The organism is Streptomyces curacoi (assembly GCF_001513975.1).
GTDB lineage: Bacteria > Actinomycetota > Actinomycetes > Streptomycetales > Streptomycetaceae > Streptomyces > Streptomyces curacoi.
This window is the reverse complement of the sequence record NZ_KQ947989.1, coordinates 181,588-197,376: the sequence shown is the minus strand read 5'-3', so window position 1 is coordinate 197,376 and position 15,789 is coordinate 181,588. Positions and strand designations below refer to the sequence as shown.

14 protein-coding genes are annotated in these 15,789 nt (G+C 72.4%); 3 read left to right on the top strand and 11 right to left on the bottom strand.

Annotated features, from left to right (window positions below; all coding sequences use genetic code 11):
* Nucleotides 1–73 precede the first annotated feature (73 nt).
* From AQI70_RS21110 to AQI70_RS21100, 3 genes are all read right to left on the bottom strand, one after another.
* Nucleotides 74–184, bottom strand: a complete 111-nt coding sequence (locus AQI70_RS21110) for a SapB/AmfS family lanthipeptide (RefSeq protein ID WP_004003840.1) — start codon at nt 182–184, stop codon at nt 74–76.
* 60 nt (nt 185–244) lie between these two features.
* Nucleotides 245–3,001 carry a class III lanthionine synthetase LanKC gene (gene lanKC / locus AQI70_RS21105; RefSeq protein ID WP_062152393.1) on the bottom strand — a complete coding sequence of 919 codons (2,757 nt, stop codon included), beginning with the start codon at nt 2,999–3,001 and terminating at the stop codon, nt 245–247.
* A gap of 175 nt (nt 3,002–3,176) precedes the next feature.
* Nucleotides 3,177–3,827 (bottom strand): TetR/AcrR family transcriptional regulator, encoded by a 651-nt coding sequence (locus AQI70_RS21100; protein WP_062152391.1) that lies wholly within the window; start codon nt 3,825–3,827, stop codon nt 3,177–3,179.
* A gap of 162 nt (nt 3,828–3,989) precedes the next feature.
* On the opposite strand from AQI70_RS21100, the gene AQI70_RS21095 reads away from it, so the two are divergent.
* Nucleotides 3,990–5,423, top strand: coding sequence for an MFS transporter (locus AQI70_RS21095; RefSeq protein WP_062152388.1), 1,434 nt, complete (start codon nt 3,990–3,992; stop codon nt 5,421–5,423).
* A gap of 69 nt (nt 5,424–5,492) precedes the next feature.
* On the opposite strand, the gene AQI70_RS21090 is transcribed toward AQI70_RS21095, so the two are convergent.
* A complete protein-coding gene (locus AQI70_RS21090; RefSeq protein ID WP_062152387.1) occupies nt 5,493–6,062 on the bottom strand; it encodes a DinB family protein in 570 nt (189 codons plus the stop codon).
* Between the two features lie 407 nt (nt 6,063–6,469).
* Complete coding sequence (locus tag AQI70_RS21085) at nt 6,470–7,417, bottom strand: EamA family transporter (RefSeq protein ID WP_244181761.1); 948 nt, start codon at nt 7,415–7,417, stop codon at nt 6,470–6,472.
* A 68-nt stretch (nt 7,418–7,485) separates the two neighbouring features.
* On the opposite strand from AQI70_RS21085, the gene AQI70_RS21080 reads away from it, so the two are divergent.
* Complete coding sequence (locus tag AQI70_RS21080) at nt 7,486–8,340, top strand: LysR family transcriptional regulator (RefSeq protein WP_062152383.1); 855 nt, start codon at nt 7,486–7,488, stop codon at nt 8,338–8,340.
* Nucleotides 8,341–8,466: 126 nt separating this feature from the next.
* Nucleotides 8,467–9,366, top strand: coding sequence for a universal stress protein (locus AQI70_RS21075; RefSeq protein ID WP_062152381.1), 900 nt, complete (start codon nt 8,467–8,469; stop codon nt 9,364–9,366).
* 30 nt (nt 9,367–9,396) lie between these two features.
* Here the strand turns inward: AQI70_RS21075 and AQI70_RS21070 are convergent, their stop codons facing one another.
* The 6 genes from AQI70_RS21070 to AQI70_RS21045 all read right to left on the bottom strand — a co-directional run bounded on the left by AQI70_RS21070 (nt 9,397) and on the right by AQI70_RS21045 (nt 15,432).
* Entirely contained in the window at nt 9,397–10,422 is a 1,026-nt protein-coding gene (locus AQI70_RS21070) for a 6-phosphofructokinase (protein WP_062152379.1), read from the bottom strand.
* Nucleotides 10,423–10,708: 286 nt separating this feature from the next.
* A complete protein-coding gene (locus tag AQI70_RS21065; protein ID WP_037891627.1) occupies nt 10,709–10,996 on the bottom strand; it encodes a metal-sensitive transcriptional regulator in 288 nt (95 codons plus the stop codon).
* 70 nt (nt 10,997–11,066) lie between these two features.
* Entirely contained in the window at nt 11,067–11,960 is an 894-nt protein-coding gene (locus AQI70_RS21060) for a sulfite exporter TauE/SafE family protein (protein WP_062152377.1), read from the bottom strand.
* On the bottom strand, nt 11,957–12,541 hold the full coding sequence (locus AQI70_RS21055) for a rhodanese-like domain-containing protein (RefSeq protein ID WP_062152375.1): 585 nt from the start codon (nt 12,539–12,541) through the stop codon (nt 11,957–11,959). The genes AQI70_RS21060 and AQI70_RS21055 overlap by 4 nt, the downstream gene beginning before the upstream one ends.
* A gap of 78 nt (nt 12,542–12,619) precedes the next feature.
* A complete protein-coding gene (locus tag AQI70_RS21050) occupies nt 12,620–14,041 on the bottom strand; it encodes a rhodanese-like domain-containing protein (RefSeq protein WP_062152373.1) in 1,422 nt (473 codons plus the stop codon).
* Nucleotides 14,042–14,202: 161 nt separating this feature from the next.
* On the bottom strand, nt 14,203–15,432 hold the full coding sequence (locus AQI70_RS21045; protein ID WP_079051400.1) for an NAD(P)/FAD-dependent oxidoreductase: 1,230 nt from the start codon (nt 15,430–15,432) through the stop codon (nt 14,203–14,205).
* Nucleotides 15,433–15,789 lie beyond the last annotated feature (357 nt).

The following is a 15,789-nucleotide window of genomic DNA, read 5'->3' as shown; positions in this document are numbered from 1 at the left end:
GAAGGCCCCGAGCGGCCCCTCCCGGTACGGGAGGGACCGTCCGGGGCCGTGAGCCTCGATACGACGAAGTCGCTCAGAGGCAGAGGGTGATGCTTGCCGCACTGACGCAGGACAGCACGCTGAGGGAGCTGGGGGCGCCCGTCAGCTCGTCGGCTTCCATCGTCTGCAGGTCGAGCAGTGCCATGTCGATTCCCTTCTTGATCCTTCAATGGGGACGGGAGTGTTGCGTCACGACTCCGTCAGGTCACGGAGCCGCGTCTGTGGGCCGCCGTCGGGGCGGCGGCAGGAACGGCAGCTGGGCCGCGGTGGAGTCTTCGGCGGCGAGGGTCGCGCCGAGCGCCAGCAGGCAACCGGCCGTTCCGGTACCGAGGTCCATGGAGAGCCGCATCATGTGGTGGCCGGGGAAGGCCAGTTGGCCCTGGTACGGCATGGCGTACCAGCCGAGTCCCGCGATCTGTTCGGCGAGCCGCGCCCGGGGCGCACCCGTGCGGCCGAGGTGCAGGATCATTCCGGCGCGGCCCTGGAAGAGCCCGGCCTGCGCGTAGAAGCGGTAGGTGGCGGCGGTGAGGATGCCGGCGCGGGCCTGTTCGAAGGCGGGATCGAAGGCGGGATCGAAGGCGGTTTCGAAGGCGGGATCGAGAGTAGGGCCGAGCGCGGGATCGAGGGCGTGGGACGCGCTGGGATCCCGGAGCGCCAGGTAGTCGTCGATCACCATCCCGACGCCCACGCTGCCGTCCCCGAGGTACGGCATGGTGCGCCACCCCTCGTCGACCGCGAGAGCGCCGTCCGCCTGCACGACACAGCACTCCAGGTCCTGCCGCAGCGCCTCTCCCGCCGCGTCCAGCAGGGCGGGGTCGCCGGTCGCCTCGTACTGCCGCAGGAGGAAGAGCGCGGGCCCGCTCGCTCCCCGGAGAAGTCCGGCGCGGCGGCGGGGCGCCTCGGGCCGGGGCTCGGCGAGCCGCCGGACGAGCAGGCGCGTGGTCTCGGCCGCCTGTTCGCGCAGCCCGGTCTCGCCGGTCGTGCCCGCCAGGTGTCCCAGGACGAGCCCGAGCCCGGCCAGTCCGCCGTGCAGGTCGGAGGACAGCTTCTGCCACTTCTCGCTCAGGATCTGCTCGACCAGGTCCAGCGCCCGCTGCCGGTGCCCGAGCCGGTCCAGGACGTACGCGACGCCCGCGAGTCCGTCGTAGAGGCCCAGCGGGGTTCCGAGCGGTACCGGGTCGGTGTGGTCGAGCAGCCAGCGCTCGCCCTCGTCGTACCGCTCGGCCCCGGTCTCGGCGAGCGCGTAGAGGACGCCCGCGGCGCCGTACGCGAGCCCCAGCCCGCCGCCGTCCGAGAACTGCGCCACGTCGCCAGGGAACAGGCGGTCGTCGCGTTCGGGCGTGGCCGAGGCGAGGATCGCCTTGACCATGGAGTCACGGCTGTACGGCCAGTCGCCCGGCTCCGCGAGCGAGGCGAACGACGACATCGCCACGGAGTGAGGAAGCCCGGGCCGGCCCGCCCCGCCGCCCTCGGTGCGGGTCGGCGCGCCCTGGCCCGGACCGGCGTCGCGGGTGATCTCCGCCACCGCCCGGTCGAGGAACTCCCGCGGCACATCCGGGAACTGACTCGTGATCACCTCGGCCAGATGTGCCGCCTTGGCGCGGTCCACCACCAGCAGCGAGGTCACCGGCAGGAACAACGCCAGCCGCAGACAGGCGAGCGCGTACTGGTCGACGTCGGCGCCCGTACGGTCCGGTGGCGCGAGGAAGCCGGGATGGGCGACGATCTGCCGGCCCCGCTCCTCGGCCGGTGCCGCCGCCTCGAAGTCCAGCAGGAACACGGATTGTTCGTCGGGCGCGACCATGATGTTGAAGACATGCAGGTCGTTGAAGACGATCCCGCGCTCGTGCACCTTCTCGACCGCCTCCTCGACGGCCCGGTGCACGCGCAGCGCCCACGCCGTGTACGCGGCGACCGCGCCCGGCTCGGGATCGGGTGCGAGCAGCGGGTGCCGCTCGGCGAAGAACGAGTTCAGCGGGCGGCCCTCGACGAAGTCCATGACGAGGAAGCGGTGGTCGCCGAGCGTGAACCAGTCCCGCACCTCGGGCACGACACCCAGGCCCGCCAGCCGTTCCAGGGCGTCCTTCTCCCGCTTCAGCCGGGCGATGGCGTCGGCCCCGTCCGCGGCGAGCCCCGCGTGCGGACGCCCCTCCTTGAGGACGACCTTGCGGCCGGTGCGGGTGTCGGTGCCCTGGTAGACCCCGCCGCCGTTGGAGAAGTGCAGCGCCTTCTCGATGCGGTACGGCAGGTCGCCGACCGTCGTCGTGTTCCGCGCCGCGAGCTGCGGCTTGAGGAACGCGGGCAGACTCACCCACTCGGGGACCTGGAAGGCCGGCTGCCGCCGGTCCGGCACCAGCCTGCCCTCGCCGTCGCGGACCGCCGGGACGAGCGTGCCGCGCTCGTCGACGACGAAGGAGCGCGCGAAGGCGCCGTACCGGACATACAGCGGCCCGTCGTTCCAGCGCAGGTCGGTGAGGATGTACGGCCCCTCCAGGCCGGCCAGGATTTCCCCTAACTCGCATAAGACGAGCTGAAGTTGCTCCTCGTCGGACGGGTAGATCGTCACGAACTTGCCGCTGCTGTCGCGCGCCGCGTACTTGGCGTTGCGCAGGTGCAGCAGGTGCGGGCCCGGCACGAACTTGAACGGGATGAGCCGGGGCACGCAGTAGTCCCACACGGCCGCCGCGATCCGCTCGGCGTTCTCCCGGGTGGCCGAACAGTGGATCTTCCAGCCCTGGGTCGGTCCGGAGCGCGGCCGGCCGTCCTCGTCGACCGGGGTCAGCGTGAGCCAGTCGCCGATCCTCGCCGCGTGCCAGCCGTCGGGTGCCGGGCGGCGGGCCGGCTCGTACAGGGGAGCGGTCCCGCCTCGGGCCGGGGAGGCGTCCGTACCGGCCGACAGCCGGTCCGGTGTCTCGTAGAAGTGTCTGTCGGCGAGCGCGTACACCTCGTACCGCTTGTCCATGCGCGAACCCCCTCGACGGCGTGACGCCGAGCCTTCCAGCCACTCGGGGGCACCGGACAGTCCCGCCTGTCACCAGTAATCCGTCACGCCTGTCACGCCGTCACCGTGCGGTACGCATGCGTTAAGAGATGTTCGGCTGCTTTCGACTCGCGCGGTCCACTCGCTCGTCGGGGCGTTAGGAGGTCACGTCGTCCGGGGGGCCGTAGTGGCTCAGGAACATGTCGACGCCCTGGGTGATGAGCCGGTCGGTGAGGTCGTCGTCGATGTGGGTGCCGTAGGAGGCGAAGACCATGTGGGGGAAGACCAGCAGGGCGTAGAGCTGGATGATGGCCGCCTCCAGGTCGGGGACGACCAGCCGGCCCTGCTCCGCGAGGGTGCGCAGCGCGTTCGCCACGGCGGGGTGGTGGCCCTCCGGTCCGTGGTGCCGCCAGGCCCGGCCCAGCTCCGGGAACCGGTGGGACTCGGCGGCCACGAGGTTGCGCAGGGCGGTGACGTCGTCGTTGGCGCGTACCGAGCGGACCCAGGTGCGGGCCGCGTAGAGGAGGGCCGCCCGCAGGTCCTCGGCCTCCGCCAGCTTCTCCAGCGCGGCTGACGCGTCCGCGGCGAGGGGTTCGTCCAGGGCTCCGGTGATGACCGCGGTGAAGAGGGCTTCCTTGCTGCCGAAGTGGTTGTAGACGGTCACTTTGGACACGCCGGCCTCGGCGGCGATGGCGTCCATGCCGACGCCGAAGCCCTCCCGCAGAAACAGCTCGCGGGCCGCCCGGACGATGGCCTGCCGCTTGAGCTGGGCACGGGGGCCGCTCGGGGGCTGCTTCACACCTTCCATGGTCACGGGGAGAGCCTAGCAGGGACCTGAACTGTACAGTTGAGTTCAGATGAACTGCACAGTGCAGTTCAAATGCGTGGCCAGGTGACAGTGCACCCAGCCCTCATCCACTCGTCCCGCCCAGCGGACTCCCGCCCCGCCCCTCACCCCTAAGGACTCGCCGTGACCCACCCGGAAACCCACCCGGCCCCTGCGCCGGAGCACCATCACCAGCGCCCCGACCCCCGCCGCTGGGCGGCGCTGGCGCTGGTCTGCCTCGCCCAGTTCATGCTGATCCTCGATGTCACCGTGGTGAACGTCGCCCTGCCCGACATGGCCGCCGACCTCGACCTCGGCCGCGCGACCCTGACCTGGGTCGTCACCGCGTACACCCTCTGCTTCGGCGGCCTCATGCTCCTCGGCGGGCGCCTCGCCGACGCCCTCGGAGCGCGCCGCACCCTGCTCGCCGGACTGTCCCTGTTCACCGCCGCGTCGCTGGTCGCCGGCCTGGCCGCCGGCGCCCCGGCCCTGCTGGGCGGACGTATCGCCCAGGGCGTCGCCGCCGCCCTGCTTTCGCCCGCCGCGCTGTCGATCGTCACGACCACCTTCCACGGCCAGGAGCGCACCAAGGCACTCGGCGTGTGGGCGGCGATCGGCGGGTCCGGCGCCGCGGCCGGGGTGCTGATCGGCGGCGCGCTCACCGACGGGCCCGGCTGGCAGTGGGTCTTCTACGTCAACGTGCCGGTCGGTCTCCTCGTCCTCGCCGCCGTCCCGGCGTTCGTGGCGGCCCGCGCGCCTCGGCCCGCCCGGCTCGACGTGCCCGGTGCGCTGCTGGTGACCGCGGGCACCGGCGCGCTGATCTACGGGCTCGTGGCGGCGGGCGACTCCGGGTGGGCGGATCCCGCCACGCTGGCGTCGCTGGCCGGCGCGGTCGTGGCCTACGCACTGTTCGCCCTGGTCGAGCGGGCGAGCCGGGCCCCGCTGATGGACCTGCGCATGTTCACCCGGCGTCCGGTGCTCGCCGGAGCGTTCCTGATGCTGGTGGCGACCGCGCTGCTGATCGCCCACTTCTTCCTCGGCTCGGCCTACCTCCAGCACATCCGTGGCTTCAGCCCCTTGAAGACCGGGTTGGTGTTCCTGCCCGTGGCCGTCGCCACCGGCGTCGGTGCCCACCTGGGCTCCCGGCTGGTCGGCACCGTCGGGAGCCGTACGACGGCCGTCGCCGCGATGGCGGTGGCCGCCGCCGGAACCGTGCCGCTGACCCGGCTGTCCGACACCGGCAGTGTGTACGGCGGCCTCCTGCCGGGCTTCGTGGTCGCCTCACTCGGCCTCGGCGCGGCCTTCGTCACCGCCACCACCACGGCGCTCGCCATGGTCGGGCACCGGGAGGCGGGGCTGGCGTCCGGTGTCGTCAACACCTTCCACGAGGTGGGCGGTTCGATCGGCGTGGCGGTCGTCTCCACCGTCGCCGCCTCCGGCTTCGAGCGCGGCACGGTCGGCGGCTTCACCGACGCCTTCACCGTGTGCGCGGTGGCGGCCGGGGTCAGCGCGGCCGTGGCCGTCGGGCTGGTCCCGCGCGGCAGGCCGCAACTGACCGGCGGACCCCACGTGCACTGAAGCTCGCAGCCACGGAGCGTCACGGAGTCCATGAAAGTTTCCGAAGCTCGATCGCCGGTTACCGGAAAGTCATATTCGGCGCGGTACGGCTCCGTCCTGCCATCGGTAGAGGTCGCGCAGCAGGGAAATCTCGGCGCCGTGATGGATCAGCTCCCTGTTGACGTGCAGGACGATGCCCTCCATGGGAAACCGCTCGGGACCCACCGTGGGCGGATTCTCCAGGTCGGCGTCCGAGAGTTCGCGGACCCCCGCGTTCCATCTCCCGTACATCTCATCGAGCTGTTTCAGCGCCTCGTCAGCGGTCCCCGCGTAGGCGAATGTCCGGGAGTCGACGTCCTGGCCGCCGAAGTGCCATCCGACCCGATAGCCCAGGCAGGAGACGATGATGTGCGCCAGCCGCCAGGCAATCGTGGTCACCGGCGCCGGCGCCGGCGCCGGGTCAGGAGACGCGGAGTCCATCGTCCATTCCCCCGAACCTGCCGACATCGGTGCGGCCGACGTGCCACGTGGGCGGATGCTCCAGCAGCCGCGCACCGGCTCCCAGAAGTACTCCTCATCGGCAAGACCGTGCAGCCGCGGCCGCAGGTTCTTGTGCCAGTGCCGGTCCAACTGGTCCGCGAGCCGCTCGCTTCTTGTCATTTCCGCACACTACATACGACGGAGACCTGGCTGCGACCCTCGCGGACGCCGTCGCCGGCCGTGGGCCGCGAGAGCGTACCGCACCGGGAGATGACGCTGGGGGTCGATGTGCCCTTCGGCCCGCGCCGCCGCGAGCGGCTGTTTGACATTGACAACCCGGCTGGCCGGGTTGGGTTCTATGACCCAAATGTGACGGCCTTGAGAGCGATGACATGACGGATGATCAAGACCACAGACCCCCGCCCGAGATCAGCATGAGTATCCCGAGCGAGCGCCACGCCAGAGCCTGCGACCTTCATGTTCGAAGATGGCGAAGACTCACTGAACGGGGCGGGCCGGCCCGGCTCGCGGAGTACGGCAGCGCGGGCGTGACTTCCGCGGTGCCGTACCCGCCGTATGACCCGCCATCAGCTCCGTGACGTGAGAATGCTCAGCGCGTTGGCGGCGACGATGGCCCCGATGCTCGCCCACTCCGTCGGGCCGAGCCCCTGGCCGAGGCCGATCCAGCCGACCAGGGCGGCCAGGACCGGGTTGACGCTCATGAACAGGCCGAAGGCCCGGGCCGGTACATGGCGCAGGGTGAACAGGTCCGCCAGGTAAGGGACGGCCGAGGAGAGGACGCCGGCGGCGATCGCACAGCCGAGCGCGCCCGCCGTCGGAGGGTGCCGGACAGCCACGGCGAGGCCGATCGGCAGAAACATCAGGGCGGACAGCCCGGCGGCGGCCGCCGCGCCCTGGGCTCCGGGGATACGTCGGCCGACCGTGCGGTTGAGCAGGATGTACGACGCCCAGCAGGCGGCGGCCAGGAGGCCCAGGGCCATGCCCGGGTAGTCGGCGGAGGGCTGGGGCCGCATCAGGACGACGACGCCCGCCGCGGCGATCACCGCGCAGCACGCGTCCGTGCGCCGGCGCGAGGTGGCCAGGGCGAGGGTGAGCGGCCCCAGGAACTCCAGGGTCACCGCCAGGCCCAGCCCCAGCCGCTCGACGGCGCTGTACAGCGACAGGTTCATGGTGCCGAACACCACGGCCAGCAAGGCCACCGGCCACCACTGACCCCACGTGAACGTCCGCAGCCGGGGCCGACCCACGGTCAGCAGGACGAGGGCGGCGACGTACTGGCGTACCGCGACGACCCCGACCGGGCCGAGGACGGGGAAGGCGAGGGAGCCGATCGCGGCACCGGTCTGGTTGGACAGGCCACTGCCGATCATCGCGGCCACACCGGCGAGGCCCGCGCCGGCCGGCTTCGGGGCCCGCGGCGACGGGGCTCCGGGTACGGAGGCGGGGGCACCAGGGGCAGGGGCAGGGGTCGGTGCGGGTGCGGGTGTGGGTGCGGCTGCGGTTCGGTCGCGCATGCGCTGATCGTGCGGCCCCTCGATCTTTGCGCAAAATGCAGCCGACGGGCCATCTATACGCTTGGCTCATGGATGTGGAGTTGAGGCAGTTGCGCTGTCTGGTCGCGATCGTCGACGAGGGCAGTTTCACCGACGCCGCGATCGCCCTCGGCGTCTCCCAGGCCGCCGTGTCCCGCTCGCTCGCCTCGCTCGAACGCGCCCTGGGCGTACGGCTGTTGCGCCGGACCTCCCGCGAGGTGACCCCGACGGGCACCGGGCTGCGCGTCCTGGCGCACGCCCGTCGGGTGCTCGGCGAGGTCGACGACCTGGTCCGGGAGGCTACGTCCGGAGCGGCCCGGCTGCGGATGGGCTACGCCTGGGCGGCGCTCGGCCGGCACACCCCGGCCTTCCAGCGCCGCTGGACCGCCGCCCATCCCGGGACCGACCTGCAACTCGTCCGCGTCAACTCCGCGACCGCGGGCCTCGCGGAGGGAGCCTGCGAGCTGTCCGTCGTACGCCGGCCGGTGGACGACCGCCGCTTCGACTCCGCCATCGTCGGACTGGAGCGGCGGCTGTGCGCCGTGGCCGCGGACGATCCGCTGGCCCGGCGCCGCTCGGTCCGGCTGGCCGACCTCAGCGCCCGTACCCTGCTCGTCGACCGCCGTACCGGCACCACGACCACCGATCTGTGGCCGCCGGACTCCCGCCCGGCGACCGAGGCGACGCACGACGTCGACGACTGGCTGACCGTGATCTCCACGGGCCGCTGCATCGGGGTCACCGCCGAGGCCACCGCCCACCAGTACCCGCGGCCCGGCGTGGTCTACCGGCCGGTGCGGGACGCGGAACCCATCGCCGTACGGCTGGCCTGGTGGCGCGACGACCCGCATCCCGCCGCCCAGGCGGCGATCGAACTGCTCACCGCCCTGTACCGGGGCGACTGACCTCCGCGGTTCGGCCGGTCCGGCGCCCACCGTGGAACAGTGCGCCCACCGTGGAACAGTGGAAGAAGCGGCGAAAGGCACGCGTGGCGCTCCTGCGGAAGTGCACGGTCGGCGAAGGAGGGCGCGATGAGTCACCCGGTGCTGGCGGGTGTCGACGGGTCCGAGCGGAGCCTGGTCGCCGCCGCCTGGGCCGCGCGGGAAGCGGTGCTGCGTGGCGTTCCGCTGCGGCTGCTGCATGTCTCCCCGCCGCTTCCGGGCGACCCGGGTGACGTCGTCCCGGCTACGGCCCTGGAGACGCTGCGCCAGGTCGGTGACCACATCGTCCAGCGTGCGATCGCCGACCTCGGCGCCCGCCACCCGGACCTCCAGGTGCGGGGCGAGCAGGCCGACGCGGCCCCGGCCACCGCGCTCCTCGCCGCGGCGCGCGGCGCCGGGCTCCTCGTGGTCGGTGCGCGAGGCTCGGGCGGCTTCGACGGGCTCGCGGTCGGTTCGGTGGCCCTTCGCTCGGCGGCGGCAGCCCCCTGCCCCGTCGTCCTCGTGCCCGAACCGCCGGCCGGGGGGTTCGGGGACCGGGCGTGGACGACCCGCGGTCCGGCCCAGGTCGTGGTGGGTTTCGACGCACACCGTCCGGTCGGCGAGGTGGCGGACTTCGCGTTCGCGGCCGCCCAGGCGCGCGGGGCGCGTCTGCGGGCGGTTCAGGCCTGGGCTCTGCCCGCCGAGGCCGTGTCTCCCCGGACGCTGTTCGTGACCGAGGAGGACCGCGCCACCTGGGAGGACCAGGAGGTCCTGCGGCTCTCCGACGCGATGCGGGCGTGGCGGGAGAAGTACCCGGAGGTGACGGTCGGCACCGATGTCCTCCTGCTCCACGCCGCGCAGGCACTGCTGCACACGTCCCCGGGAGCGGACCTGCTGGTCGTGGGCCGCCGCACCGACCCCCGGGCGGCCGAGGGCCGGTTGGGACCGGTGACCCACGCCGTGCTGCACCACGCCCGCTGCCCGGTGGCGGTCGTACCGCATGACGGCTGACCGCGGCATGACGGCTGACCGCGGCGAGGGTCAGCCGAAGAACACCTCGAACTCGTCGTACAGCGCGGGATCGACCCGCTTGGTCGTGCTCGTCGAGTCGGCGAGGGGCACACGGACGATGTCGGTGCTCCGCAGGGCCACCATCTTGCCGAAGTCACCGTCCTTGACGGCGTCGACGGCGTGCAGCCCGAAGCGCGTGGCCAGCCACCTGTCGAAGGAGCTCGGCGTGCCGCCGCGCTGGATATGACCGAGCACCGTCGTGCGGGCGTCCGTGCCGGTGCGTTCCGAGATCTCCCGAGCCAGCCACTCGCCGATGCCGGACAGCCGGACATGGCCGTACTCGTCCACCGACCGGTCCTTGAGGATCATCTGCCCTTCCTTGGGCACGGCTCCCTCGGCGGCGACGACGATCGGCGCGTAGTTGATCCTGAATCGGCTCTTCACCCACGCGCAGACCTGGTCGATGTCGAACGGCCGCTCAGGGATGAGGATCACGTTGGCGCCGCCCGCGACGCCGGCGCGCAGGGCGATCCAGCCGGAGTGTCGGCCCATCACCTCCACCACCAGGGTGCGCATGTGCGACTCGGCCGTGGTGTGGAGACGGTCGATGGCCTCCGTCGCGATGCCCACGGCCGTGTCGAAGCCGAAGGTGCAGTCGGTGCCGGCCACGTCGTTGTCGATGGTCTTGGGCACGCCGACCAGGCGGATGCCCTGTCGGCTCAGTTCGGTGGCCGCACCGAGCGTGTCCTCGCCGCCGATCACGATGAGCGCGTCCACCTCGTGCGTGGCGAGGGTGTCCTGGATGCGCCGCACGCCGTCCTCGTGTTTGAGCGGGTTGGTACGGGAGGAGCCGAGGATGGTTCCGCCGCGGGGCAGGATGCCCCGCACACTGGAGATGTCCAGCGGTACGACCTTCCCCTGGATCGCGCCGCGCCAGCCGTCGCGCAGGCCGACGAAGTCGAAGGCGTACTCCTGGATGCCCTTGCGGACGGCACTGCGGATCACGGCGTTGAGGCCGGGACAGTCACCGCCGCCGGTCAGCACTGCGACCTTCATGGCTTCCTCCCTCTTCTGCGAGAGTGGCGGCATGTCCTGCCCGATCAAGACGGCGCCGCGGACTGAAGGAGCCGGTTCAGCCGCTTGAGGACGTCCTCGCGCTGAACTCGAAGAGCCCTGGACTCTCCTTCCATCATGAGCGCAGGCGGCCCTGTCGGCGACCTACCCCGGGGCCTGCCACAGGGGGGAGCTTCGGCTGATTCGGCGGAGCCTCGCCCCGGCGGGTCCTAGCCAGGGACGCCAATGCCAGGGACGCCGATGCCAGGGCTGCCAGTGCCAGGGACGCCTATGCCAGGGACAGGAACAGCTTCTCCAGACGGGCACGCATGGCTTCCGTGTCCTCGCCGTTCCTGCGGCCGGACTCGATGTCCGTCACGCACCGCTGCAAGCCGGTCGCGATGATCGCGAAACCGGCCCGGTCGAGCGCACGGGAGGCGGCGGCGAGCTGGGTGACTACGTCCTCGCAGTCGCGCCCCTCCTCGATCATCCGGATCACACCGGAGATCTGACCCTGCGCCCGGCGCAGCCGGTTCAGTACGGCCTTCAGGTCCGCACCCTCGAGCTCCAGTTCCACGATCACTCCTCAGGACATACCCCTAGGGGTACTGTACGTCCCGGTTCGGGGCGACGTCGACCATTGATGATCATTCGAGGGTACGCGGGGGGCCGGGGCCGTCGGCGCGGCCCGGCGTCGACCGTTCGGTCCTGCGCAGCATGGACCAGCTGACCGCGATCCCCGCCGCGGCCCCGAACGCCCAGGTCCAGGGGCTGGTGAGCAGTGTGTGGCGCAGGCCGGGGGGCAGCTGGCCGCCGAGGACGAAGACGCCCATGACGGCGACGAACCAGCCGAAGGACCTGCGCAGCGCGTCCTGCGGGATGCGCCCCGTGAGGCGGCAGCCGAGCTGGCTGCCGACCACGGCGGTCGCGGTGACGAGGGCCGCGAGGCCCCAGTCGATGCGCGCCCCGGTGAGGTGACCGGCCAGCCCGGCGAACGAGTTCATCGCGATGACCAGCAGTGAGGTGCCGACCGCGACGGTCATCGGCAACCCGCCGAGCAGCGCGAGGGCGGGCACGACGAGGAAGCCTCCGCCGGCGCCGACCAGGCCGGTCACGAAACCCACCACGACGCCCTCCGACAGGACGTGGAGGACGGGGAGTTCGCGGTGCGGCTGCTTCCGCTCGCCTCGGCGGCCTCGGATCATCGCGCCGGCGGTGGCGATCATCATGAGGGCGAACGCGATCAGCAGGACGGTGCCGGGGACGGACTCGGCCAGCCGGCCGCCCGCATGGGCGCCGGCCATTCCGGCCAGACCGAACAGCAGTCCCGTACGCCAGCGGATGCGCCCCGCGCGGGCGTGCGTGACCACCCCGGCGGCGCTGGTGACGCCGACGACGAACAGTGAGGTGGCGATGGCCTCCTTGGTCTGTGTGCCGGCCAGGTAGACCAGCATGGGCACGGTCAGGATGGAGCCGCCGCCCCCCAGCACGCCGAGACTGGCCCCGATGAGCAGCGACGCCGCGACGACCAGGGCGATCACGACGGGCCCCGCAGCGCGGCGACGACGGTGTCGAGGCCGGTGCGCGGGCCGCGGTTGTAGGGCAGCTTCGACAGCAGTACGCCCATCGCGCAGGTGTTCGTGAGCGCGGCGACGGTCAGCCCGGCGCCGACGGCCGTGCCGATCAGGTGCAGGCCGGGCAGGGCGAGACCGGCGACGCCCGTCACCAGCACCAGGGTGCCGGCGACAAGGCGGACCTGGCGCTCCAGGGCCCAGCGTTCCGGGCCGCGCGTGAGCGGACCTCCGGCGGCCTCCCATGCCGTCACCCCGCCGGCGAGAACGCGCAGGCCGGGCAGCCCGGCTTCGGCGAGGGCCTGTTCGGCCTGGGCGGCGCGGGTGCCGGAGCGGCAGATGAGGACGGCGTCCTGGTCGAGGTGCCGCAGCAGTTCGGCGCGGTGTTCGCGCAGGGTGTCGAGGGGGACGTTGCAGGAGCCGGGGATGTGGGCGGTGTGGAACTCGCCGGGCGTGCGCACGTCCAGCAGGCGTGGGCCGGGCCCGCCCTGGAGCAGGTCGCGCAGCGCGGCGGGGTCGAGCCGTGGGGTGTTGTGGGCATGGGTGGTCATGGGGTTCCTCGCTGTCGTCGAAGTGGCCGGGCCGGGCGGCGGCCGGTGCCTCGGGGCCGCCGCCCGGAGTGCGGTGCGTCAGGCGTCGGCCGACGGGGCTCCCACCGCGCCGGCGCCGCCGAGCGTGGGGGAGGGGTGGGTGAGCCAGGCGCCGAAGCCGCCGAGCAGGTCGGAGACGTCGGTGCGGCCCCGGTGCCGCAGCAGACTGGCGGCGATGGAGGAGCGGTGGCCGCCCGCGCAGTGCACCACCAGCGGCCGGCCGGCCGGGATCTCGTGCGTACGGCGGGCCAGTTCGGCCAGCGGGATGTGCAACGAGCTCTCGATGAAGCCCTCTTCGCGCTCGGCGGGGTTGCGCACGTCCAGCACCAGCGGCGCGTCGTCACCGGCCAGCAGCCGACGCAACTCGTCCGCCGTCACACGGCCGGCCTGCCGTATCTCGTCCGCGAGGGCGGGAAAGGCGCGCTCGGGTTCGTGCAGATGGCCGCCGACCTTGTCGAAGCCGATCCGGGCGAGCCGGGTGACGATCTCCTCCTCCCGGCCCCGCGGTGCGATGACGACGATCTCGTCGTCCGGGGCGACCACCATGCCGGCCTGCTCGGCGAAGCGCCCGTCGGCGGGCACGTTGACCGAGCCCGCCAGGTGCCCGGCGGCGAAGTCCTGCGGGGAGCGGGCGTCGACGACGACCGCCCCGGCCGCCCGGCGCCGCAGGAATTCCTCGGCGGACAGCGGCCGGGGTGCGTCGGCCGTGTCGAACAGGCCGTGCTCCTTGCGGTTGAGGACGGCGTCGTAGCCGAAGTAGGCGGGTGCGGCGGGCTGCCCGGCGATCACCAGCTCGACGAACCGCTCCTCGCTCATGGGCCGGCAGGCGTAGTTGGTGGCGCGCTGCTCGCCGATGGTGGACTGCCGCTGGGTGGAGAGGTTCTTGCCGCACGCGGAACCGGCGCCGTGCGCGGGGAAGACGCGGACGGCGTCGGGCAGGGCCATCAGCTTGTTCTGGACGCTGTCGTACAGCATCCGGCCGAGTTCGTCGGCCGTGGCACCGACCGAGGCCAGCAGATCGGGCCGGCCCACGTCGCCGACGAACAGTGCGTCGCCCGTGAGGACGCCGTAGGGGACGGTGTCGGCGGCGTGTTCGTACACCAGGACGCTGATCGACTCCGGGGTGTGGCCGGGGGTTTCGAGGATCCGCAGCGTGACGTCGCCGAGGCTGATCCGCTCGCCGTCGGCCAGCCTGCGGATGGGGTACTCGGCCTCGGCGCGCCGGCCGTAGCCGATCCACGCGCCGGTGCGGTCGGCCAACTCCAGGTGCCCGGCGACGAAATCGGCGTGGAAGTGGGTGTTGAGGACGGCCTCGACGGTGAAACCGTGGGTCTGTGCGTCGGTGAGGTAGTCGGAGACGTCGCGGCGCGGGTCGACGACGACCGCCTTGCCGGTGGTCTCGTCGGCGATCATGTACGACGCCTGGGAGAGGCAGTCGAGGTAGTACTGGGCGAAGAACATGGTCGGGGTGACCTCCAGGTCGCAAGGGTCGGCCTGATGCCCGACCCCTGATGCTCATACCCCCGGGGGTATATAAAGGCTTCGAGTCCGCCCTGGGTGCGGACGGGAGGGTGGCCGGCCCGGGTCGGGGGAGGTCCTGGGCCGGCCGGTCGAAGGGCCGGTCAGAGGCGGCCGGTGAGCATGCCGTGCCAGTACACGAGCGGCAGCCCGTACCGCTTGAACAGCCACATGTCGCGGCGTTCCTTGAATGTGTCGATCAGCGGGAACGTGGGCGCGGGCCGCAGGTCGTAGTCGAACTCCGCGAGCAGCATCCGGTCGCGGGCGGTCACCAGCGGGCAGGAGGTGTAGCCGTCGTACCGGTGGGTCGGGGTCCTGCCCCGCATCGCCGCGAGCAGGTTGGCGGCCACCACCGGCGCCTGTTTGCGCACGGCGGCCCCGGTCTTGGACGTGGGAAGGTTCGCCACGTCGCCGAGGGCGAAGACATTGCCGTGGTGCGGGTGTTGCAGGGTGTGCTTGTCGGCGGCGACGAACCCCTGGGGGCTGGCCGGGTCGGCGAGTGGGCCGCCCTTGACCCAGTCGGGCGCGCTCTGCGGCGGCACGGCGTGCAGGAAGTCGTAGCCGACGGTCTCCTTGGTGCCGTCGGTGTGGTCGGTGATGACGAGTTCGCGGCAGTCGCCGTCGACGGCGGTCACCTCGGAGCGCAGCCGCACCTCGATGCCGTACCGGGCCGCGACCCGCTCCAGGACCCGCGACCAGGCGGGCACCTTGAACAGCGCCGGATCGGGGATGACCAGGATGATCCGGATGTCGTCGAGCACCCGCTGTCTGCGCCAGTGGTCGGCGGCCAGATAGGCGATCTTCTGCGGGGCGCCGCCGCACTTCAGCGGGGTCGCCGGATGGGTGAAGACGGCCGTGCCCGACCGCATCTGCTTGATCAGCTCCCAGGTGCGCGGGGCGTACTCGGGTGCGTAGTTGCTGCTCACCCGGTCATGCCCGACCGCCTCGGACAGGCCCGGCACGCCGCGCCAGTCCAGCTGCAGTCCGGGGGCCATGACCAGGTACTCGTAGGCGAGTTCGGCGCCACCGGAGAGGGTGACCGTACGGGTGTCGGGATCGACGGCCACCGCGCGTCGGCGGATCCAGCGCACCCCGTCCGGGATGACCGCCCCTTCCGGGCGGCGGGAGGCCCGCAGGGGTGCCTGGCCGCCACCGACCAGGGTCCACAGCGGCTGGTACCAGTGGGCGTCGGACGGTTCGACGAGGGTGATGTCGGTGACGCCGGCTCGGCGCAGGCGGGCGGCGACGCTGATGCCGGCGCTGCCGCCGCCGACGACGGCGACGCGGTGACGGCCGGATATCGGTTCGTCGGTGGGTGAGGGGGTGGCGGCCAAGGCGGAACTCCTTCCCAGCTGTGACCTCGATACGGGTGCGGTGCGCGGCCGGGGTCGGGCTGCGGGCTCGCGGGAGCCGGTCGCCGCGGCGAACGCCTCCGGTGGCGCTTCGCGAGCCACTTCGTTGCCTCCTCAAATACCCCGGGGGGTTTCCTGCGGGGAGAGTACGGCGGCTCAGCGACACCCGTCAAATACCCCTGGGGGTATTTGCCGCAGAGGCAACATCCGGCGGGTGCGTGCGTCGGCGGCCTGCCAGGGGGAGGGCTCCCGGGGGGCCGGGCCGCAGGCTGCGGTGACGAGGGCGTGGGATGGAGTACGAGGCACTGGCGCGCGGAACGTCGAGACCAGTCGGGCCAG

Coding starts and splice junctions, on each gene's coding strand:
- AQI70_RS21080 (WP_062152383.1), top strand. CDS start 7,486: ATGGATGTGGAGTTGAGGCAGTTGCGCTGTCTGGTCGCGATCGTCGAC.
- AQI70_RS21100 (WP_062152391.1), bottom strand. CDS start 3,827: ATGGAAGGTGTGAAGCAGCCCCCGAGCGGCCCCCGTGCCCAGCTCAAG.
- AQI70_RS21055 (WP_062152375.1), bottom strand. CDS start 12,541: ATGACCACCCATGCCCACAACACCCCACGGCTCGACCCCGCCGCGCTG.
- AQI70_RS21090 (WP_062152387.1), bottom strand. CDS start 6,062: ATGACAAGAAGCGAGCGGCTCGCGGACCAGTTGGACCGGCACTGGCAC.
- AQI70_RS21075 (WP_062152381.1), top strand. CDS start 8,467: ATGAGTCACCCGGTGCTGGCGGGTGTCGACGGGTCCGAGCGGAGCCTG.
- AQI70_RS21085 (WP_244181761.1), bottom strand. CDS start 7,417: ATGCGCGACCGAACCGCAGCCGCACCCACACCCGCACCCGCACCGACC.
- lanKC (WP_062152393.1), bottom strand. CDS start 3,001: ATGGACAAGCGGTACGAGGTGTACGCGCTCGCCGACAGACACTTCTAC.
- AQI70_RS21070 (WP_062152379.1), bottom strand. CDS start 10,422: ATGAAGGTCGCAGTGCTGACCGGCGGCGGTGACTGTCCCGGCCTCAAC.
- AQI70_RS21110 (WP_004003840.1), bottom strand. CDS start 184: ATGGCACTGCTCGACCTGCAGACGATGGAAGCCGACGAGCTGACGGGC.
- AQI70_RS21050 (WP_062152373.1), bottom strand. CDS start 14,041: ATGTTCTTCGCCCAGTACTACCTCGACTGCCTCTCCCAGGCGTCGTAC.